Origin of the sequence: Saccharicrinis sp. 156 (assembly GCF_050589685.1) — a bacterium.
Classification (GTDB): domain Bacteria; phylum Bacteroidota; class Bacteroidia; order Bacteroidales; family Marinilabiliaceae; genus Saccharicrinis.
This window is the reverse complement of record NZ_JBNGOS010000029.1, coordinates 19103-38463: the sequence shown is the minus strand read 5'-3', so window position 1 is coordinate 38463 and position 19361 is coordinate 19103. Positions and strand designations below refer to the sequence as shown.

13 protein-coding genes and 1 tRNA gene are annotated in these 19361 nt (G+C 39.7%); 6 read left to right on the top strand and 8 right to left on the bottom strand.

Annotation, left to right across the window (positions count from 1 at the left end):
- The 7 genes from ACRD64_RS17325 to ACRD64_RS17295 all read right to left on the bottom strand — a co-directional run bounded on the left by ACRD64_RS17325 (nt 1) and on the right by ACRD64_RS17295 (nt 5462).
- A tRNA-Arg gene (locus ACRD64_RS17325) sits at nt 1–74 on the bottom strand.
- A 452-nt stretch (nt 75–526) separates the two neighbouring features.
- Nucleotides 527–1081, bottom strand: a complete 555-nt coding sequence (locus ACRD64_RS17320) for a 2-oxoacid:acceptor oxidoreductase family protein (protein WP_430934718.1) — start codon at nt 1079–1081, stop codon at nt 527–529.
- Nucleotides 1082–1134: 53 nt separating this feature from the next.
- Entirely contained in the window at nt 1135–1896 is a 762-nt protein-coding gene (locus ACRD64_RS17315; RefSeq protein ID WP_430934717.1) for a thiamine pyrophosphate-dependent enzyme, read from the bottom strand.
- 2 nt (nt 1897–1898) lie between these two features.
- On the bottom strand, nt 1899–2984 hold the full coding sequence (locus ACRD64_RS17310; RefSeq protein WP_430934716.1) for a 3-methyl-2-oxobutanoate dehydrogenase subunit VorB: 1086 nt from the start codon (nt 2982–2984) through the stop codon (nt 1899–1901).
- A gap of 91 nt (nt 2985–3075) precedes the next feature.
- Nucleotides 3076–3300: a 4Fe-4S dicluster domain-containing protein gene (locus tag ACRD64_RS17305; protein ID WP_430934715.1), complete on the bottom strand. Its 225-nt coding sequence runs from the start codon at nt 3298–3300 to the stop codon at nt 3076–3078.
- Between the two features lie 162 nt (nt 3301–3462).
- On the bottom strand, nt 3463–4806 hold the full coding sequence (locus ACRD64_RS17300) for an aminotransferase class I/II-fold pyridoxal phosphate-dependent enzyme (protein ID WP_430934714.1): 1344 nt from the start codon (nt 4804–4806) through the stop codon (nt 3463–3465).
- A 134-nt stretch (nt 4807–4940) separates the two neighbouring features.
- Entirely contained in the window at nt 4941–5462 is a 522-nt protein-coding gene (locus ACRD64_RS17295) for a flavodoxin (RefSeq protein ID WP_430934713.1), read from the bottom strand.
- A gap of 185 nt (nt 5463–5647) precedes the next feature.
- Between ACRD64_RS17295 and ACRD64_RS17290 the strand changes: the two genes are divergently transcribed.
- Nucleotides 5648–6538: an RluA family pseudouridine synthase gene (locus ACRD64_RS17290; protein ID WP_430934712.1), complete on the top strand. Its 891-nt coding sequence runs from the start codon at nt 5648–5650 to the stop codon at nt 6536–6538.
- A gap of 333 nt (nt 6539–6871) precedes the next feature.
- Here ACRD64_RS17290 and ACRD64_RS17285 read toward each other — a convergent pair whose 3' ends face one another.
- Nucleotides 6872–8929: an acetate--CoA ligase family protein gene (locus ACRD64_RS17285; protein WP_430934711.1), complete on the bottom strand. Its 2058-nt coding sequence runs from the start codon at nt 8927–8929 to the stop codon at nt 6872–6874.
- A gap of 530 nt (nt 8930–9459) precedes the next feature.
- Between ACRD64_RS17285 and ACRD64_RS17280 the strand changes: the two genes are divergently transcribed.
- The 5 genes from ACRD64_RS17280 to ACRD64_RS17260 all read left to right on the top strand — a co-directional run bounded on the left by ACRD64_RS17280 (nt 9460) and on the right by ACRD64_RS17260 (nt 19072).
- Nucleotides 9460–10047: an RNA polymerase sigma factor gene (locus ACRD64_RS17280; RefSeq protein WP_430934710.1), complete on the top strand. Its 588-nt coding sequence runs from the start codon at nt 9460–9462 to the stop codon at nt 10045–10047.
- A gap of 271 nt (nt 10048–10318) precedes the next feature.
- Nucleotides 10319–11362: a FecR family protein gene (locus tag ACRD64_RS17275; RefSeq protein ID WP_430934709.1), complete on the top strand. Its 1044-nt coding sequence runs from the start codon at nt 10319–10321 to the stop codon at nt 11360–11362.
- A gap of 91 nt (nt 11363–11453) precedes the next feature.
- Nucleotides 11454–14834: a TonB-dependent receptor gene (locus ACRD64_RS17270; protein ID WP_430934708.1), complete on the top strand. Its 3381-nt coding sequence runs from the start codon at nt 11454–11456 to the stop codon at nt 14832–14834.
- A gap of 23 nt (nt 14835–14857) precedes the next feature.
- Complete coding sequence (locus ACRD64_RS17265) at nt 14858–16648, top strand: RagB/SusD family nutrient uptake outer membrane protein (RefSeq protein WP_430934707.1); 1791 nt, start codon at nt 14858–14860, stop codon at nt 16646–16648.
- A 156-nt stretch (nt 16649–16804) separates the two neighbouring features.
- Nucleotides 16805–19072, top strand: coding sequence for an alpha-L-rhamnosidase C-terminal domain-containing protein (locus ACRD64_RS17260; protein WP_430934706.1), 2268 nt, complete (start codon nt 16805–16807; stop codon nt 19070–19072).
- Nucleotides 19073–19361 lie beyond the last annotated feature (289 nt).

The following is a 19361-nucleotide window of genomic DNA, read 5'->3' as shown; positions in this document are numbered from 1 at the left end:
TGATCCTGGCAGGATTCGAACCTGCGACCCACAGCTTAGAAGGCTGTTGCTCTATCCAACTGAGCTACAAGACCATTCATGACGCCTTTTTTCTAAGGCGATGCAAAGATAGAAAAATATTATTTTATACAATATAAAAACAAAAAAAAATTAGCGTGGCCATTAATCCGTGGGATTTACTGGGTTTAACCCGCACAATTCATCCCCAAATTGCCGTTTGACTTTTTAAAAATGTTAATTCGATATGGTTTATGCCTGCTGACATAGGGGAATTTTTCAAATTCCTATTGACAGATCCATGTTAATTCAGGATTAAGCATTAGAACTTCGTCATGAATATGGTAAGGGAAACCTTACTGGGTTTTCATCGTTCTGGTGAGATGAAGAGGCGTCACGAAGTGTCTTGTGTTGAAGCCATTTTAATGTGCAATAGATTTTATAATACCTACTTGCGGGTTAATCACAGAACAAAAAAGCCGGCGGTATAGATTACAGCCGGCTTGATATCTTCAACTAGATTGAAATCTTATACTTCAACCTCCACCGGATGTATAATTTCCATTCCCCTGTTGATGGCCTTTTCGTTCATCGGTATTAAATGATGGTGGCGTCCGGGTAATGATTTTTTGAGTCCATTGATTACATTTTCCATTTTCACTACGGGTTTCACTTTTAAGTATCCGCCCAAAACAATCATATTAAATGTTTTTGCTGAGCGCATTCGGGCTGCTTCTTCGGTTGCATCCACCCGGAAAATTTTGATGTCTTTGCGTGTTGGGTGATGGGTGATTCCATTGCCATCGTAAATTAATGTTCCGCCAGGTTTAATTTGGGCCTCGAATTTATCCATGGATTGTTGGTTCAGGATGATGGCGGTGTCGAACTCGTGTAATATGGGAGAGCTGATTTTTTCATCGCTCAAAATAACGGTAACATTGGCCGTGCCACCGCGCATTTCGGGTCCGTAGGAGGGCATCCAGCTTACTTCCATATCGTGCATAACACCGGAATAGGCTAAAATTTTACCCATGGAAAGTACGCCTTGTCCACCAAAGCCGGCTATAATTATTTCTTCTGTCATTTTATTTATTTTAGTATTGAACACAAATATGTTCAACAAGTAATAAATCTCGTTTATTCGTCTTTCATATCTCCTAACGGATAAAATGGGAACATGTTTTCCTCCATCCATTTGTTCGCTTTGGCAGGGGTCATTTTCCAGCCGGAGTTACAGGTCGAAACTACCTCGACAAATGAGGTTCCTTTGTTTTGCATTTGGTTTTCGAAAGCTTTTTTAATAGCCTTCTTTGTTTTGCGCACAGCGGCTGGGGTATGGGCAGCCTGACGGGTCACAAAGCATGTTCCCGGCAGCTGGGCGATTAGTTCGGTAATTTTTAAAGGGTGTCCATCATGTTTGGTCTCCCGGCCTGTTGGACAGGTAGATGCTTTCATGCCGGGAAGGGTAGTTGGTGCCATCTGACCACCGGTCATACCATAAATACCGTTGTTGATAAAAACCATCACGATATTTTCGCCGCGGTTGCAGGCATGAATAGTCTCAGCCGTTCCGATAGCCGCCAGGTCGCCATCGCCCTGGTAAGAAAAAACATTTTTTTCGGGCATAAGCCTTTTAACAGCAGTGGCCAATGCCGGAGCCCGTCCGTGTGCTGCTTCCTGCCAATCGATATCGATATAATCGTAAGCAAAAACGGAACATCCCACAGGCGCAATGCCAATAGTAGTTTCCTGAATGCCCATTTCTTCGATGAGTTCGGCTATGATTCTGTGCACCACGCCATGTGTACATCCCGGGCAATAGTGGGTGTCCTTATCGGTAAGAACCGCACTCTTTTTGTATACTATGTTTTCTTCTTTTATGATCTCTTTAATATCCATGGCTATTCTCCTATAAAGTTTGATTCAAGCGCTGTTACAACTTCACCCGGCGAAGGAATGATACCTCCATACCGACCAAAGTGCTCCACTTTTACTGAACCGTTAATTGCTAATCTAACATCTTCTACCATCTGACCGGCACTCATTTCAACACTTAAAACGCCTTTTACGTGTTGGGCTATTTCCTGAATGGGTTTTACGGGGAAAGGGAATAAGGTGATTGGACGAAGCAACCCTACTTTAATGCCTTTTTCGCGGGCTATCTGAACCGATTTTTGACAGATGCGGGCACTTGAACCGTAGGCTACGAGTAAATACTCGGCGTCATCGCACATGTACGTCTCGTAACGAACTTCGTTTTCCTCCACTTTTTTATATTTATCCTGAAGTTTGTGGTTGAATCGTTCCATTTCTTCGGAAGCAAGTTCTACAGATGTGATAATGTTACGTTTTCTGTTTTTTGTTTTTCCGGTAGTGGCCCAATCCCCATATTTTTCAATAAGTTCTTCTTCAGTCATTCGAGGCTTTTGGGATTTTAACTCCACTTTTTCCATCATTTGGCCAATCGCACCATCAGAAAGGATCATAACCGGGTTTCTGTATTTGAATGCCAAATCAAAAGCATCTTCCACAAAATCTGCCATTTCCTGAACGGATGCCGGAGCCAGGGTAATTAATTTATAATCACCATGTCCACCGCCTTTAACGGATTGAAAGTAGTCTGATTGAGCAGGTTGTATCGTTCCTAACCCCGGGCCTCCTCTCACAACGTTAACAACAACACAAGGAAGTTCGGCTCCTGCCATATATGTGAGCCCTTCCTGCATTAAGCTTACGCCCGGGCTCGATGAAGAGGTCATTACTTTTTTTCCACATCCGGCACCGCCATAAACCATGTTAATAGATGCTATTTCACTTTCGGCCTGGAGCACTACCATTCCCGTGGAGTTCCAGGGTTGTTCGGCCATTAATGTTTCCATAATTTCACTTTGCGGAGTGATAGGATATCCGAAATATCCATCGGCACCACATCGTATGGCTGCGTGGGCAATGGCTTCATTGCCTTTCATTAATTTTACTTCTTTCATTTCTAACTAATTTCTTGAATAGCGATTGAAATTAATGTCAATCCGGGTTGAGTGGATTGCGTTTCTTTGTTTGAAAGACTGGTCTTTCGTTTTAATCTTTGACTCTATACACCGTTATGCAACTGTCCGGACAAACTGCTGCACAATTGGCGCAGCCAATGCACGCTTCGGGGGTTCCCAGTTGGGCATAATGATAGCCCTTACCGTTGACATCCTTTGCCATTTCTATTGCGTTTGTAGGGCAGGCAACCATGCAAAGTTCACAGCCTTTGCACTTTACGTTATCAACAACAATCGCTCCTTTAGCTTTAGCCATAATTTTGAACGTTTTTATAATTTACTTGCAATTTATGTAAATATGCCATTTATTCTTATGATGGGAATCATGCAAAAGTTCTGAATTATTGCAGAGCGCAACAATGCAGGGATGTATCCATTTACAATCCCAATCAATCGGCATTTCTTTAATAAGAAACTACTATTTTTTTTCCTTTCCGTAGTGCAGTGAACAGCTTTGTTGGAACATTTGTAACCTTTTTTCCAATTCCACAAACCTGCTTTGTTCTGTTTGCGAAACACAGGCCCTAAGGCCTTGTATTTTGCTGCCGGTATTAGCTAATGCAATAGCGCTTATCCCAAAATATAAAAGTTTCTCGAGTAGTTCACCACCCATCATACCCGGATAAGATATTGTAAAATAAAAACCGTCGGCAATAGGTTCGTCAATGTCTTTGCTGTAAACAATGGAAAAACCATATTTGATAAACAGTTCTTTCATCAACTTAGCCCTAATACCGTATTCTTTTACCTCTTCTAAATAATTGTATGTTCCGTCGCAAGCCGCTTTGTATATGGCTGCTATGGCATACTGCGCGGAGTGACTAGCTCCTGCGGACAGCGAATATAGTAATCTTCCAACAATAACTCGCCCAAAATTACCTTCTCCAAACCTTATTTTTAATGATTCAAAATAAGTTTTGAACAGTTGGTGCGATATGCAAAGTGTTCCAAGTCGTTGACCTGCATAACTAAAGGCTTTGGAACTGGAAATAAGCAATGCATAGTTGTCGGTATATTTTGCTACGGTGGGTTGATAAGGTGGTTGAAACGGGACTGAAATATCCTGTCTGAAATCCATACCAAAGTAGGCGAGATCCTCTATGATTATGGTATCGTATTGGTTGGCAAGCTTTCCGATGACTTCCAACTCGTCTTCATGAAGACAAATCCAGGTTGGATTATTGGGGTTTGAATAAACGATACCTGCAATGTTTCCTTTGAACAGGTAGCTTTCGAGTTTCTCTTTTAATCGGTCGCCACGGAAATCGAATACATCGAATGTTTGGTGTTTTATGCCCAAAACATGGAGTTGAATCTTTTGTACCGGAAAACCGGGGTCAATAAATAATATGGTATCCTTTTTTTTATCAAGATTAGTAATAGCCATAAAGAGGGCAAAGCTGGCCTGCATGGATCCCACCGTTGGAATACAGCTTTCGGCCGGGATATCAATACCCATAAATGCTTTTACAAAACGACTGGCCTGTTGCTTAAACGGTTTGATGCCCTCGAGCATGGGGTATTTTGAAGCCACCCCTTGTTTTAGGGCATCTATTTCGGCTTGCACGCCAACCGGGGAAGGTGGAAGGCTGGGCACGCCCATTTCCATCCGGATAAACTGTGTATGGCTGCGTTCCTCAATTCTGTTAACAATGCTAACCACCTCGCGTATTGTAGCCTTTCCTAGATCTTCAATATTTTCCTCTCTTACTGCTGTTTCAACAATTTGCTTATCGACGACGGTGGGGCTTTCGAGTATCATGGTAAATTTTGTTAAGTTGTTAACAACGATTTTATATGGCAAAAGTGGGAGCGAACAAGGATATTACCTTTTATTGTTCCAACCACTATAATAGTAATATTTCGAACATTCAATAACACGGATCCTCCATGTTTTTAAAATCCTTCTTTTTTTAGCATGGTCAACCAGTTTTGAACTCTTTCTAAGGTTTTTTCAGGTTCGTTATCCTCATCCAATGGTAAACCGATAAATTCACCATCCAAAATAGCTTCGGAATCGTTATACTGATAACCTTTGTCAGCAACCTGTCCTACAACATCTACGTTTAAAGCTTTCAGTCGTTCATACAGCCAAGCTATAGCATCCACAAAATGGTCGGGGTAGTTTATTTGGTCGCCAAGGCCATAGATGGCCACCTGCTTATCTTTCCAGGATACTTCTTTCAGATGGGTAAAGAAAACATCCCAATCGTCGTCTTCGTGCTCCGAATCCCAATTGGTTCTTCCTAGTGTTGAAATACCGAATATTAATTTGTCATAGGTTTCCAATGCCGATGGATCACAGTTTTTAATCGGAATAAGATCGGTTGTGTCTTCACCCAATTGGTCTGCTAATATAGTTGCCACCTTGGCCACGTTCCCTTTTGCGGGGCCATAAAAAATGCCGATTTTACTCATGAAGATGTTTTTTGCGAGTTAGTTAATTTATTTGCTGAAAAATATGTTTGTGGAGAGCGGTTCTCCATGCGTTCTTATCAAAAATCTACTTTTATATGCAGAAAAACAAGAACATTTCTCATGAGCACCGAGATATTAAAGCAATATAGAGTAAGATAAGCGATGATTATTTGTTATTTTGCAATATGATTAGAAAAGAGTCTCAAACCATTCTCGAAACATTTATCGTTCCGCCATTGCCCGAAAGAGCAAGGTTATCGGATTATGCGCCTGGGGTTTTTAAAAGTCTTCCATCAAACAAGGCTACTAAAAAAGCGATCAAACAAGGCTTGGTAACCATAAATGGAAAGCAGGGATATACGGGAGATTTTGTTTGTGGTGGAGAAACGCTGATTCTTTTAGAAGACGGGAATAAAAAAGTATCTCCTGCAATAAAACTTGATATGAAAGTGGGTTACGAGGATGATTATATGGCTGTGGTAGACAAACCTGCAGGACTTATCGTGAGTGGCAACAAGCATCGAACATTGGAAAACGGTCTTGCTTCGGTATTAAAAAGGAGCTCGAAACCTGATGCACTGTCACGACCGGAACCCATCCACCGTCTGGATTATCCTACCAGTGGTGCTGTTTTGATTGGAAAAACACAGCAAGCGGTTATGCTTCTGAACAAATTGTTTGAAGAGCGGAGAATCGTTAAGAAATACCTGGCGGTAACTATTGGCGAGCAACCGGAACAAGGTGAAATTAACAAGGAAGTGGATGGGAAGCCGGCCAAATCAGTGTATAAAGTGATCGCTTCGGAAGCAAGTGAAAGGTTTGGATGTTTAAATTTGGTGGAGCTTACATTATTTACAGGACGGCGCCATCAGTTACGGATTCATCTGTCGTACATCGGTCATCCTATTTTGGGTGATGCACCATACGGTGAAGAGGGTAAGGTTTTGAAGGGGAAAGGACTTTATTTGCATTCGCACTCTTTAGAGTTTGTTCACCCTTTTACACAAGAAACATTAAAGGTAGAAGTTAATCCGCCCAAGAAGTTTTATAAGCTGTTTGATCGTTTTAGTGAATAGTTTTTTAATAGATCGTTAGATTTTACCCGCCCGTTTGAAGAAAGGGATAATAGGTAAGAGACTTCTTATCTGCTAATGGCCAAAATTGCCGATTTTTTTCAAACGGCAAACCGTCAGGGATTTAAGAGAGCTAAACGAAGTGTTGTTTTTTAACACAGAGGATTGATGCATTATCTGTTAAAGGTGTATGGTATAATCAAATAGAGGTTGCCCTTCGAATTTCTGTGTTAAAACTTAAATAAGCTGTTAATCAAACGTGCATTACCTCCAAAATTAAATGATATTTCATTTTAGTATGAGCGAATAAGCTATGGCGGTTGACCAGTGACTGCTTTATTTCTCTATTCTCACTCTGGCATCTACTGTAATAATCTGGTCTTTAGAACCCATCAACGGATTCAAGTCCAGTTCTTTTATCTCAGTAGCAAAACGGAGCATGGTGGAAAGGCGAACAAGGATGTCGGCAAATCCGTCTATGTCCACGCCTTCCTGACCGCGTATCCCCTCCAGAATTTTTTTGCTTTTCAGATCGTTGATCATCCCTAAAGCTTCTTCTTTGGAAAGTGGGGCCAATCCCGAAGAAATATCTTTTAAAACTTCAACGAAAATACCGCCCAAGCCACATAAAACCACATGGCCAAAAGTAGGCTCGTATTTAGCGCCGATAAACAGCTCAGTTCCTTTGAGCATAGGCTGAACGATAACTCCTTCAAATCCTTTAATGTGGGTCATGCGTTTTAACTCGCTTTGGAAAAACTTTGGGCCTGATATATTTAACGAAACACCATCTACGTCGGTTTTATGAACAGGGCCAACAACCTTCATCACCACAGGGTATTCAATATCATTTATTTTTGATGATAAATCTTTTTCGTCACGAATAAAAAGTTCCTTCACCATAGGAATGTTTGCGGCATGCAATAGGGCCTGGATTTGTTTGGGCTTTAAATATCCATTCTCGAAACCTGCAATAAGAGACCTAATCTTGGGTATGTCCACACCTTTCATCTGAATAGACGCACTGGCAGGCTTGACGGCATTGTGTACTTTGGATAAGGCATGTCCCAGATTCACCTCGTCGGGGAAGTTAATGTTGCCCTTTGACTGGAAATATTTTATGTCGTCATCGGCATTCACGACCGATGGCAATATAGGATAAATAGGTTTCCGGCACGTCCTCATTTTTTGGTGCAGCACCTCGTATACCTCGCGAACAGGGAAAAGTCCCGGACTGCCAAAGATCACGGCCATGGCATCGATGTGGTCAAAATCCTTTTCGCAAGCATCTATAATAATGCCCAGTTGCTCGGCTGTTCCTGTTGCCAGAAAGTCGATGGGGTTACTTACACTTGACCCTTCGTAAAGTTTTGCTTGCAACTGTTCTGCTTTGGGGCCTTCAATGGCGGGGATTTTAATGCCTCCCTGCGAGAGCGAATCGGTAAGCATTACTGCCGGGCCGCCGGCATGTGTAATGACGGCCATGTTTTCACCTTTAAGTTCTTTGGCCATGAAAACGGCGGCGACCGTGGCTAATTCCATACGACCGTGGCAACGGATAATGCCGGCTTTTTTAAATAATGCATCCACAACCATGTCGGAGCTGGCCAGGGCACCGGTATGGCTCTGGGCAGCTCTCATGCCCGCCTCGGATGTTCCTGATTTAATGGCTGCAATCTTACAACCTTTGTTTATCAACGAATTGGCATGGCGCAAAAGTTTGTCCGGATCTTTGATGCTTTCGATATACAGCAATTTTATTTTCGAGCTCTTGTCCGGATCAAAAGTATCATCCAAATATGCCAAAACATCTTCAATGCCGGTTTGGGCGCTGTTGCCCACCGAAATTATGCTGTTAAATTTAAGACCTAGTCCAACACCGGTTTCCAATATAAACACGGCCGTGGCGCCCGAACCGGAAATAAAGTCGGCCCCACTGGGATCCAGCATCGGAATGGGTTCGGTAAAAATGCTATGATGGTGATGGTTGATAACGCCTATGCAGTTTGGACCAATCAAACAACCTCCTGCTTCGTTAACTGCTTCTACAATTTCTTTTTCATATTTTGCACCTTCCTCGTTTTCCTCGCCAAATCCGGCGGAAATAATGATGAATGCTTTCGTGTTTTTTTCCCGGGCCAGGGTTTTTACCGTTGCGGGACAAAACCTGGCAGCAATAGCAATAACGGCCAGGTCAACAATTTCGGGCAAATCTTTGATTTCCTTGCACGATTTTACACCTTGAACAATTTCTTGTTTGGGGTTGAGCACCGAAATTTCGCCCCTGTAACATTCCAGGATATTATGGAGGATCTTACCGCCGGGCTTGTGCAAATCGTTCGACCCTCCAACCACCACTATACTTTGCGGGTTAATCAATTGTTCGTTAATCATAGCAAGAAAATAATTGAATTCCGTTTTTGTTTATTACGGAAGAGGTTATGCGTTGAATACAAAAGTGATGATTATTAAACCCGATAACTATGAAATAAGTCAACCTTAGCGCTTGAACTTATATTCCGAAGCGAATTATTTATTGTTCATGAAGATGATAGGAGGCAGAGGGTATTGTCCTTTTTTACTTTTTTGTAAAGTACAATTGTATAACAGACATGACGGTTATTCTGTGATTGGCGCATTAGCTTGTTAATTTTATACCCCTAATATTTAATTTACAAGAACAATATATATATGATCAATATCCGGAAGCTTACCCATCGCTCAATAATTTTTATGGCATACATGCACTAAATGTGCGAATCAACAAAAATCATATTTTTAATAAACAAGTTGTTGTTTCAAAATGGTCGCAGTTTTTGCTGGCAGTTGTAATAGTTAGGTTCAGGTATGGTACCTGTTGATTTTATAACTGTTGAAAAATATTTTTAATTTCTTTCATATATTTGTACAAAATTTAAATTTTAATGGCGATAAACGAACATCAATCCGATGGCGAACTGATTAATAAGCTCAAGAAGAATTATTCGGCAGCATTTGATACTCTTTTTGAGGTTTACAGTCCAAAACTATTTGGGTTTGCTTTAAAATATTTCAAAAATGAGAATGAAGCAGAAGAATTGGTTCAAGATGTTTTTATAACAGTTTGGGAAAACCGCCATTCTTTAAATTCAGAACTTTCCTTCAAATCTTATCTTTTTACCATTGCCTTAAACAAAATCAGAGCATACTTCAATAAAAAAGCTGTTTATCTCCGTTACGTCGAAAGTCTTAAGTATGAAACGGAACTGGTGGATAACCCGGATATTGAAAATAATTACGAATCTGTTCTTCAGGAAGTAAAGCAAATTATTGAAGAAATGCCAGCCAGAAAGCGTGAGATCTTTATGAAAAGCAAATTGGAGGGTAAAAATTCAAAACAAATTGCAGCCGAGTTGAATATTACACCTGGAACAGTTGATAATCAAGTTTCTGAAGCGCTTCGCTATGTTCGTTCCAGATTGAAAAACGAAAACGCCTCCTTGTTGCTTTTTGCCATTTTATTTATTTACTAAGGCTACAGTAGAAACAATAGCACTGTATTTTTCCAGAGCAAATGATATCGCTAAAATTATTTAATGCCAACAGTAAAGCGAAATTGGGATTACGTAAAGATGGCAGTAAATGTGTGATTTTATACGTCTGTAAATGAGTTGTTTGTTTTTTTTTGTAAAAAAAACTTAAAATTACCCATGAGAAAATGGACTTGAACTTATATTAGATATACCGGCTGTGAGAATATCGGTTTATTTAAATTAATATAAACGATTTGTATAATGATAAGTTATGAGTGAGCGATTCCAAAATATATTAACAAAATATTTTGATGGCAAAATAACCCTGAAAGAAGAGATCGAACTTTCAGAGCAACTGGCCGACAAAAAAAACAATATGGCGCAGCAATTTCTATCTGACGATTGGAAAGCGCTATCTGAATCGGAGCAAGTTCCTTACCAAAAACTTCCGTTTATTCTTAATCAAATACATCATACAATTCGACTGAATGAAGACAGTAAATTGAATAAGGTAAAATGGTGGAATACTTTTCAACGGGTAGCTGCCATTTTGATCATGCCTCTCTTGATCGCATTTTTAAGTTATTATTTTATTCAATCGGGCTCTAAAGGCATTGATTCGTATGCAGAGATTCAATGTCCAATGGGAGTGCGCACCAAATTTCAGCTTCCCGATGGAACCACCGGTTTTTTAAATAGTGGTTCAACTTTAACCTATCCGGTTGTTTTTGCTAACACTCGAAAGGTAAAATTAGTAGGAGAAGCCTACTTTGATGTAGTACGTAATACTAAAAAACCATTTATTGTTAATACACCCAATCAGAAAACCAAAGTGTTAGGCACCCAATTTAATGTTGTTGCCTACGAAAATGGAAGTATAGAGGAAATAATACTTTTAGAAGGTAAAGTTGAGGTTTATTCACATCAGGGCGAAAAATTGGAAACCCTTCAACCAAACCAGAAACTGGTTATAGACACCAATACCAAACTTTATAATAAATATCAGGTGGAGGCCAATCAATATATTTCATGGACTGAAGGAAAATTGGCATTTCGCAATGAAAACATGCAGCAAGTAGCTGATCGATTGTCCAGGTGGTATAATATCGACATTGAAATTCGGGATCCGGAATTATTAAAATATGCATTCAGAGCTACCTTTATTGATGAGCCGGTAGAGCAGGTATTGAAACTACTGGCTTTAACCGCTCCAATTAGTTATAAAGAGCAAGCGCGTGAAAAGAAAAGCAACGGTATATATAAAAAGAGAAAAGTGATAATTAGTATAGATAAATCAAGGTTAAATGCCTTTTAAATAAAAACAGGAGAGCGTTACCAGCACTCTCCTGCACTATCAAGCAGTGTGAATTACTTATTATTGTTTAACTACTTAATGATTCAAATTTATGAAAAAAAAGTGGATTGTGAGTGCCATTAATTATGGCATGGAAACTAAAATGTGGAAAATTATGAGATTGAGTATTTTCTTTCTTTTTCTTGTTCTCTCCAATATTTGGGCGAGTTCAGGATATTCGCAACAGACAAGGCTGACGCTGAAAATGGATAATGCCAGGGTTATTGATGTTCTTGATGAAATTGAGGACAACAGTGAATTTTACTTTCTTTTTAACCAAAAGTTGGTTGATGTTGAGCGAAAAGTAGATGTAGATGCCAAAGAAAAATCCATTAATACCATTTTAACTGAGGTGTTTGCGGATACTGATGTTAAGCATCAGGTCAAAGACCGACTTATTATTTTAACAACTGAAAAATCTGACTTTGGATCTGAAATGTTTCAGCAACAGCAAAAAACAGTTTCAGGAAGTGTAGTGGATAGTCAAGGAGAGCCTATTCCCGGAGTGAGTGTACTTGTGAAAGGATCCCTTACGGGCACTATAACAGATATTGATGGTAACTTTTCACTCCCAAATGTAACGGGCGAAACTGTTTTGGTTTTTTCATTTGTTGGAATGACTTCGCAAGAAATTATTGTTGGTAGTCAAAGGGTATTTAATGTTACCATGCAAGATGAAACTATGGGACTTGATGAAGTAGTTGTAGTTGGTTACGGTACGGTTAAACGTAAAGATTTTACCGGTTCGGTAAGCTCGTTAAAACTGGAAAATTCCGCAGTGGCCAATATTGCAAACTTAAATGCATTGGAATCGTTAAAAGGAACTATAACCGGATTAAATATAGGCGCTTCTAATTCAGCTGGCGACGAACCTTCCATGTTAATCCGTGGTCAGAATTCGATAAGTGGTACTAACGACCCATTAATCGTATTAGATGGTGTTGTTTATTTAGGAAGTCTAAGTGATATTAACCCCAATGATATTGCCAGTTACGATATTTTAAAAGATGCAGTTTCTGCAGCGGTTTATGGTTCGCGTTCGGCCAATGGAGTTATTGCGATTACCACCAAACGAGGAAGTTCGAAAAAGCCTGTCATCACATTAAATACTTCAACGTCTCTTCAAACATGGCAAGACAGGCCGGTAATGATGAATGGTGAGCAATGGATTGATGCTGTTAATGCCCGAAATGGTTTTGAAGAAGGAACTACCAGTTGGATGGAAACAGGTGAATTGCAAAATTATGAAGACGGTTCTGAAAGGGTGTGGTTAGATGATGTAACCAGAGTTGGGGTAATTGAAGACTATCAGTTAGCCATTTCCGGAGCGGGAGAAGGACTAAATTATTATTTGTCGTCGTCGTATAATAACAACAAAGGTGTGGTTGTTGGCGACGATTTCGAACGTATTTCTATTGTAGGTAAAGTGAATACCGATATTACCAGTTGGTTAAAATTTGGTGTGGACGGTAGTTACTCGCGTCGCGATTATTCAGGTTTTGCAGCTAGTCTTAGCTCGGCCCAAACCATGTCTCCTTATGGAGTTATGTACCGTAATGACCAAGGTGATTTAGAAAAATATCCATATACCCAATCGGGAGTTAATCCACTTTGGGGTGTTAACGATGGTACGCGCGAAAATGTAAATATTACGCAAAGTTACCGTTTAAATACTTTTGCAAACATCGATATTCCGTGGATTAAAGGACTAAGCTATCGTATTAATTATATTACTAATCAGTCGGAAAATCAGTCGGAAAATTTTTATTACGAGAGTTATTATGTGGCTGAAGGTGAGGGAGAAGAGCGCTACGATCCTGCGGTTATGGTTGGATACCTTTCAAAAGCAAATGGAAATATTGCCAGGGGAACTACTACCAGTTATGTTTTCGATAATATTCTTAATTATAAAAAATCATTTGGTAATCATAGTATTGATGTAACGGCTGTTGCAACGCGCGATCACAAATTATATAAGTATATTAACACAACCGGAAGCGACTTCTCCGATAATGGAAATACATCGTTGGGACTTGGAGGATTGCATAAAGCAACCGTTCAGAAAGTAAACCTAAACGAAATAGAACGATCGAATATTGGTTATTTGGGACGTTTTAACTACTCGTTTAACGACAAGTATTTTGTAACCAGCTCTTACCGTCGCGATGGTGCATCGGTATTTGGAGCCGAGAAAAAATGGGGTAATTTTGGTGCAGTAGGTTTGGCCTGGAAGATATCTAACGAAGGTTTTATGTCGAATATTGAGGTGTTAGATCAATTAAAATTAAAAGCTTCCTGGGGACAAAACGGTAACCAGGGAATTGATCCATATACTACCTTGTCGCAGGTTAAAAACGGGAATTCCAGTGGTGTCCGTTATGAGTGGGGCGATGAAGAAGGAGTAATTAATTATGGTATGTACCAAAGTACCCTTGGTAACCAGGAGCTTGGATGGGAAAGTACTGAGGCGGTAAATTTTGGTTTTGAATCGGCTTGGTTAAATAACCGTGTATTTCTCGATGTTGATATGTATGTTTCAAATACTACTGATCAAATTTTTAACAGAAGTATTCCGGTAATGACTGGTTTTAAAACCATTTACGATTCAATGGGAAAAGTAAATAACAAAGGTATTGATGTAACGCTTCGAACTGTAAACATTAAAAAAAGCGATTTACAATGGTCAACAAGCCTTACGTTCTGGAAAAATAAAAATAAGCTGGTTGAGCTTTATGGCGAAGACAACGACGGCGATGGTGTTGAAGACGACGATATTTCAAACGGTCTGTTTATTGGAGAATCACTCGGCGTTATTTATGGTTACGAACAGGATGGAATCGTACAGGAAGATGATCTCGAATATATTGAGGCTACAGGTGCAATTGCGGGTAATCCTAAATATAAAGACCTAGATGGTGTTGATGGAATTACTACTGACGACCGTAAAATTTTGGGTTATACGGGAGCAAATTTCCGTTTAAATATGAGTAATAGTGTTTCGTACAAAAACCTTGAATTTTATGTGATGCTAGCCGGAACTTTTGGAGGAAACGGTTATTATATGAAATCAAATACGGCAGCCTATTTGACTGGTGCTGACCGTTTTAATTCAAATATGACCTATAAGCCATATTGGACTTCGGAAAATAGCAGCAACGTTTATCCTGCTGCTACCTTTACGGGCGATGGTCGATTTAAAGGTTTACAGTCAAGAGGTTTTGTACGCGTTCAGGATATCTCGCTTTCATACACTTTCAAACAACCGTGGGTAACCGCTTCAAAAATAAAATCCTTAAAGGTTTTCTTATCTGCTAAAAACGTAGCAACATTTACCAATTGGGAAGGCGGCGATCCTGAAACAGGTGCTACTTATACCTCTAACACTTTTCCGGTAATGTCAACCTATTCTGTTGGTGCAAACATTAGTTTCTAACTTAAACTGTTAAAATTTAGATTATGAATAAATTAAAATATATAAGCGCTGGAATATTTGTTGTATTTCTGAGCTTAATGGGATGCGAATCTGATGAAGACTTTTTGGTGGAAGAGCCAGCTACTTTTTATACTGTTGATAATGCTTTTTCAACCTCCGACCAGGTGGATCAGGTGTTGGTTTCTCTTTATTCTCACATACGCGATTTGTGGGTAAACCCAACAACGACAAAATGGATTTTCAATTGGAAAGGAAAAGGAACAGATATGTACGATGTGGCAGTTATTCGTACGGGAAATACTTTTAGCGATTATAGTACAATTAACCCTGATCATAACACGTTTTATCAGGTTTTTAGTACATGGTACTACGTAATTGCACGTGCCAATACGGCTATTCATGCCGCCGAATTAGACGGTATATCGTGGGGATCGGAAGAGGCAAAAGCTTATGCCCTTGCGCAGGCCCGTTTTTTCAGAGCTTATGCTTACAAAAATTTAGGTGAACTTTTTGGCGGCGTGGCCTTGGTTACCAATATAGTTAGTGAGGCAAAATATGATTTTGAGCGTGCTTCGCGCATTGAAACCTATCAATTTGCCATTGATGAACTAGAAGCTATTTTGGATGATCTGCCTGAAACATCAACTTCGGGTGGCCGTTTGGTAAAAGGTGCAGCTCAGCATAACTTAAGCGAATTGTATTTGGCAATGGGTATTCAATACGATGCTGAAGGGAATTCAAGTGCAGCTCAAACTGCATATACTTCATCGGTGAGTTATGCCGACGCTGTAATTGATGGTGGTACATATAGTTTGGTCAATCAAAGGTTTGGATCACGCGCAAGCGAAGATCAATTTACAATTGATGTATATAAAGGCGGTTCTTATACAACAGAGAACTTAGTGGATACACTGCTTTTGGATGCGAATTATTACTGGGATTTGTTCCAGGAGGATAACGTAAATTATCAGGATGGTAACACCGAATGTATTTGGGCTGCCCAAATCGACTATGAAGCGTATAAAACGGAGGATACAAAATCACGTTTGTATTATGCCAATAATTATGGACCTGTTTTTCGTGATATTGCAAAAACGCATGTAACAGGTACATTAGAAAATGTAGGCGGTCGAGGTGTTTGTCAGGTAAATATTACTATGCTTGCACGCGACTTGGTATATGAGGGTGATTATGCTGATGATATGCGTAATTCCGAGAGTGTTTTGCGCAGAAGAATTAAAGGAAATGTGGAAACTTCTCCTTATTACAAACAGGTTATTCCCTGGAGTGAAATGTATGGCTCCAGTGATGATGAAAGTGCTTACCGAAATAATACCAGTGAGATTTATCCTATTTCTTGTAAAATTGCCGCGGATAAATTTACCGGTATTGAAGATGGTGAATCCAGAAGAAGTCTTTTCCGTGACGAATATATTATTCGTTTACCTGAAACTATTTTACTACGTGCCGAGGCGAAACAGCGCTTGGGTAACAAATCGGGTGCAGCTGCCGATGTTAACCTGTTAAGAGCACGTGCACAATGCGGTTATCTTGTTACGGCTGCCGATATGGATGATGATTTCAACATGATTTTGGATGAACGTGCGCGTGAATTAATTTATGAGGAAGCGCGTTGGAATACCCTGTTACGCATGGGAGGAACCGTTGCTGTTGACCGAATTAGAAAGTATGCTCACTGGCCTGTGACTGAAGCTACTTTAACGTTCGACTACAATTTGTGGCCTATTCCAAACACTATTCTTGATGCGAACAAGGATAATATTTGGGAACAAAATCCCGGATGGGACAGATAATTCCATAAAGCTAATATAATAATTGTCCCTGCTCTTTAAATTCAGATACGCTGTGATTTAGGGGCAGGGATTTTTTTATAATATGTATTGCTAATATCATTAACATATCGGTATTATTACGCATCTAAAAAAAATAAAAATATAAAGTAGACAGATATGAAACAATTACTCCTAATAATAGCCTGTTGCTTGCAGTTTCAGGGATTTTCGCAAATAGCTTTACCACCAACCGCGTTGCGATGTGATTTAATGAAAAATACTGATCGGGTTTTTATAAATGGAGAGCTCTCACAAATTGCTTTTGATGAAGTTGATAAAATAATTGAGCCATCGCAACTGGCATCCATAGAAAGTAGACAACCTGTTTTCTCCTGGATTATTGAAGACCAGAGAAACAATACAATGCAAACGCACTTTCATGTTCAAATTGGTACATCGCCTGGACAACTGGATGATAAGGAAGGGGTTGTTTGGGATAGCGGCAAGACAGCATCACAAAAGTCCCTGGTGAAATATGATGGTATGCCGTTAAAACCTGAAACGAATTATTATTGGCGTGTTAAAGTGTGGAACAACCATGGTGAGGAAACAGCATGGTCTGAAACGAGAGGATTCAGAACCGGAAAAGAATTAAAAGTTTACAGTAGCGGCGTTTATCCGCTTCAGCAGCGAGATGAATATCCTCAGTGTACAAAAAAAATAAAAGAGAATTTACAATTCATAGATTTTGGGAAGGCTGCTTTTGGAAGGGTAAAGCTTACTGTCGATTCCAAATTGAAAGAAGATTCACTCCTGGTCAGTTTTGGTGAAGTGGTAACTCCACAGGGCCGGATAAATACAGAACCGGGAGGTTCCAGACGTTACCGAACGGTTACCTTAGCACTTCTGCAAGGCATACATACCTATACAATTACCATAAAAAAGGACAAACGTAATACCCGTAGTGCCGCAATAAAAATGCCTGACTATACCGGGGACGTTTTTCCGTTTAGATATTGCGAGGTTGAGGGCGCAGCTAATATAACGGGTATAATTAGGGAAACCGTAACTTATCCTTTTAATGATTATAGCTCACATTTTGAGTGTTCCGATCCTGTTTTGAACGATATTTGGGATTTCTGTAAATATTCAATTAAGGCAACAAGTTTTGCGGGGATCTACGTTGATGGAGACCGGGAACGTATTCCATATGAGGCCGATGCATATATTAATCAATTGTGTCATTATGGTGTTGATGATGATTTTACCCAGGCAAGAAGGAGTCAGGAGTATATGCTTTTGAATCCAACATGGCCAACAGAATGGATACTATCTTCGGTGCTAATGGCATGGAAAGATTATCAGTATACCGGGAATGAAGATTTTATTCGCAAATATTATAACGACCTAAAACAGAAAACATTTACAAGTCTTACCGAAAAAAATGGATTGATAAGCACCCGTACCGGGAAATTGACAAAAGAGGTGCAAAAGTCGATTCACTTTACCGGGCGGAATATGCGTGACATTGTGGACTGGCCGCATAAAGGAATACTTGGATTAAGCAATGATGATTCGGGAGAAACGGATGGCTTTGTGTTTACTGATTACAATGCGGTAGTAAATGCCTACCATAATAAAGCCTTGCAAGTGATGGCTGTTATAGCCGATATTGTTGGAGAGGAAGAGGACAGTAAATATTATGCAGACCGTGCAAAGGAACATAAGAAAGCATTCAATAAACTATTTTTTAATCAGCAGAAAGGATGTTATAATGATGGGATTGATACCGATCATAACTCCCTGCATTCTAATATGTTTGCCCTAACTTTTGGTTTAGTGCCAGAGGAACATGTTCTTACCGTAACCGATTTTGTTGAATCCCGAGGAATGGCTTGTAGCGTTTATGGTTCTCAGCATCTATTAGATGCGGTATATGCCGGAGAAAATGCAGCGTATGGAATGGAGCTTCTTACGGCAACGCACGACAGGGGATGGGCGCACGCCATTTATGAGGTTGGAACAACGATATCTTTGGAAGCGTGGGACAATAAATATAAACCAAATCAGGACTGGAATCATGCCTGGGGAGCTGCTCCTGCAAATGTAATCCCCATGAAACTGATGGGAATTGAGCCATTGGAACCCGGGTTTGAAAGAATACGAATTAAACCGCAGCCTGCAAATTTGGAGTGGGCTAATATGGTTCATCCTACCATTAAAGGAGACGTTAAATTGAGTTTTGAGAATGTGCGAGGAGAAAGCTTTACGATGAAAGTGGAACTGCCTGCCAATACGAAAAATGAGGTGTGGATACCTTATTCCGGAAAGGGAAAATATAGTCTTAGCATGAATGGAGAACGTATAAGTGCGAAGAGAATTAGAGATTTTATTGTGGTTGAGAATATAGGTTCCGGGAAATATGTTTTTGAACTGGATTTATAAGCCATTAATCTCCAGAAAAGAAAATAATATCAAGTTGATTCAAATAAACAATGGCGAGCCTGATTAATTCATAAATTTTCGTGATGAGAACTCAAAAGGCAAAAAGAAAAAGTGAAACGGAAATTTTAAGCTCACAGGAATAGTGAACTATTTTGAGAATTTAAATTGAGCACTTGCTTTTTGTTACGGCGTTTGGAGTTTGCAATAGAATAATTTATGAATAGATCAGGCTGGATATCACTGTTAAAAGATGCTTAAGTTTTAGATGTAAACCACATATATCTTATTT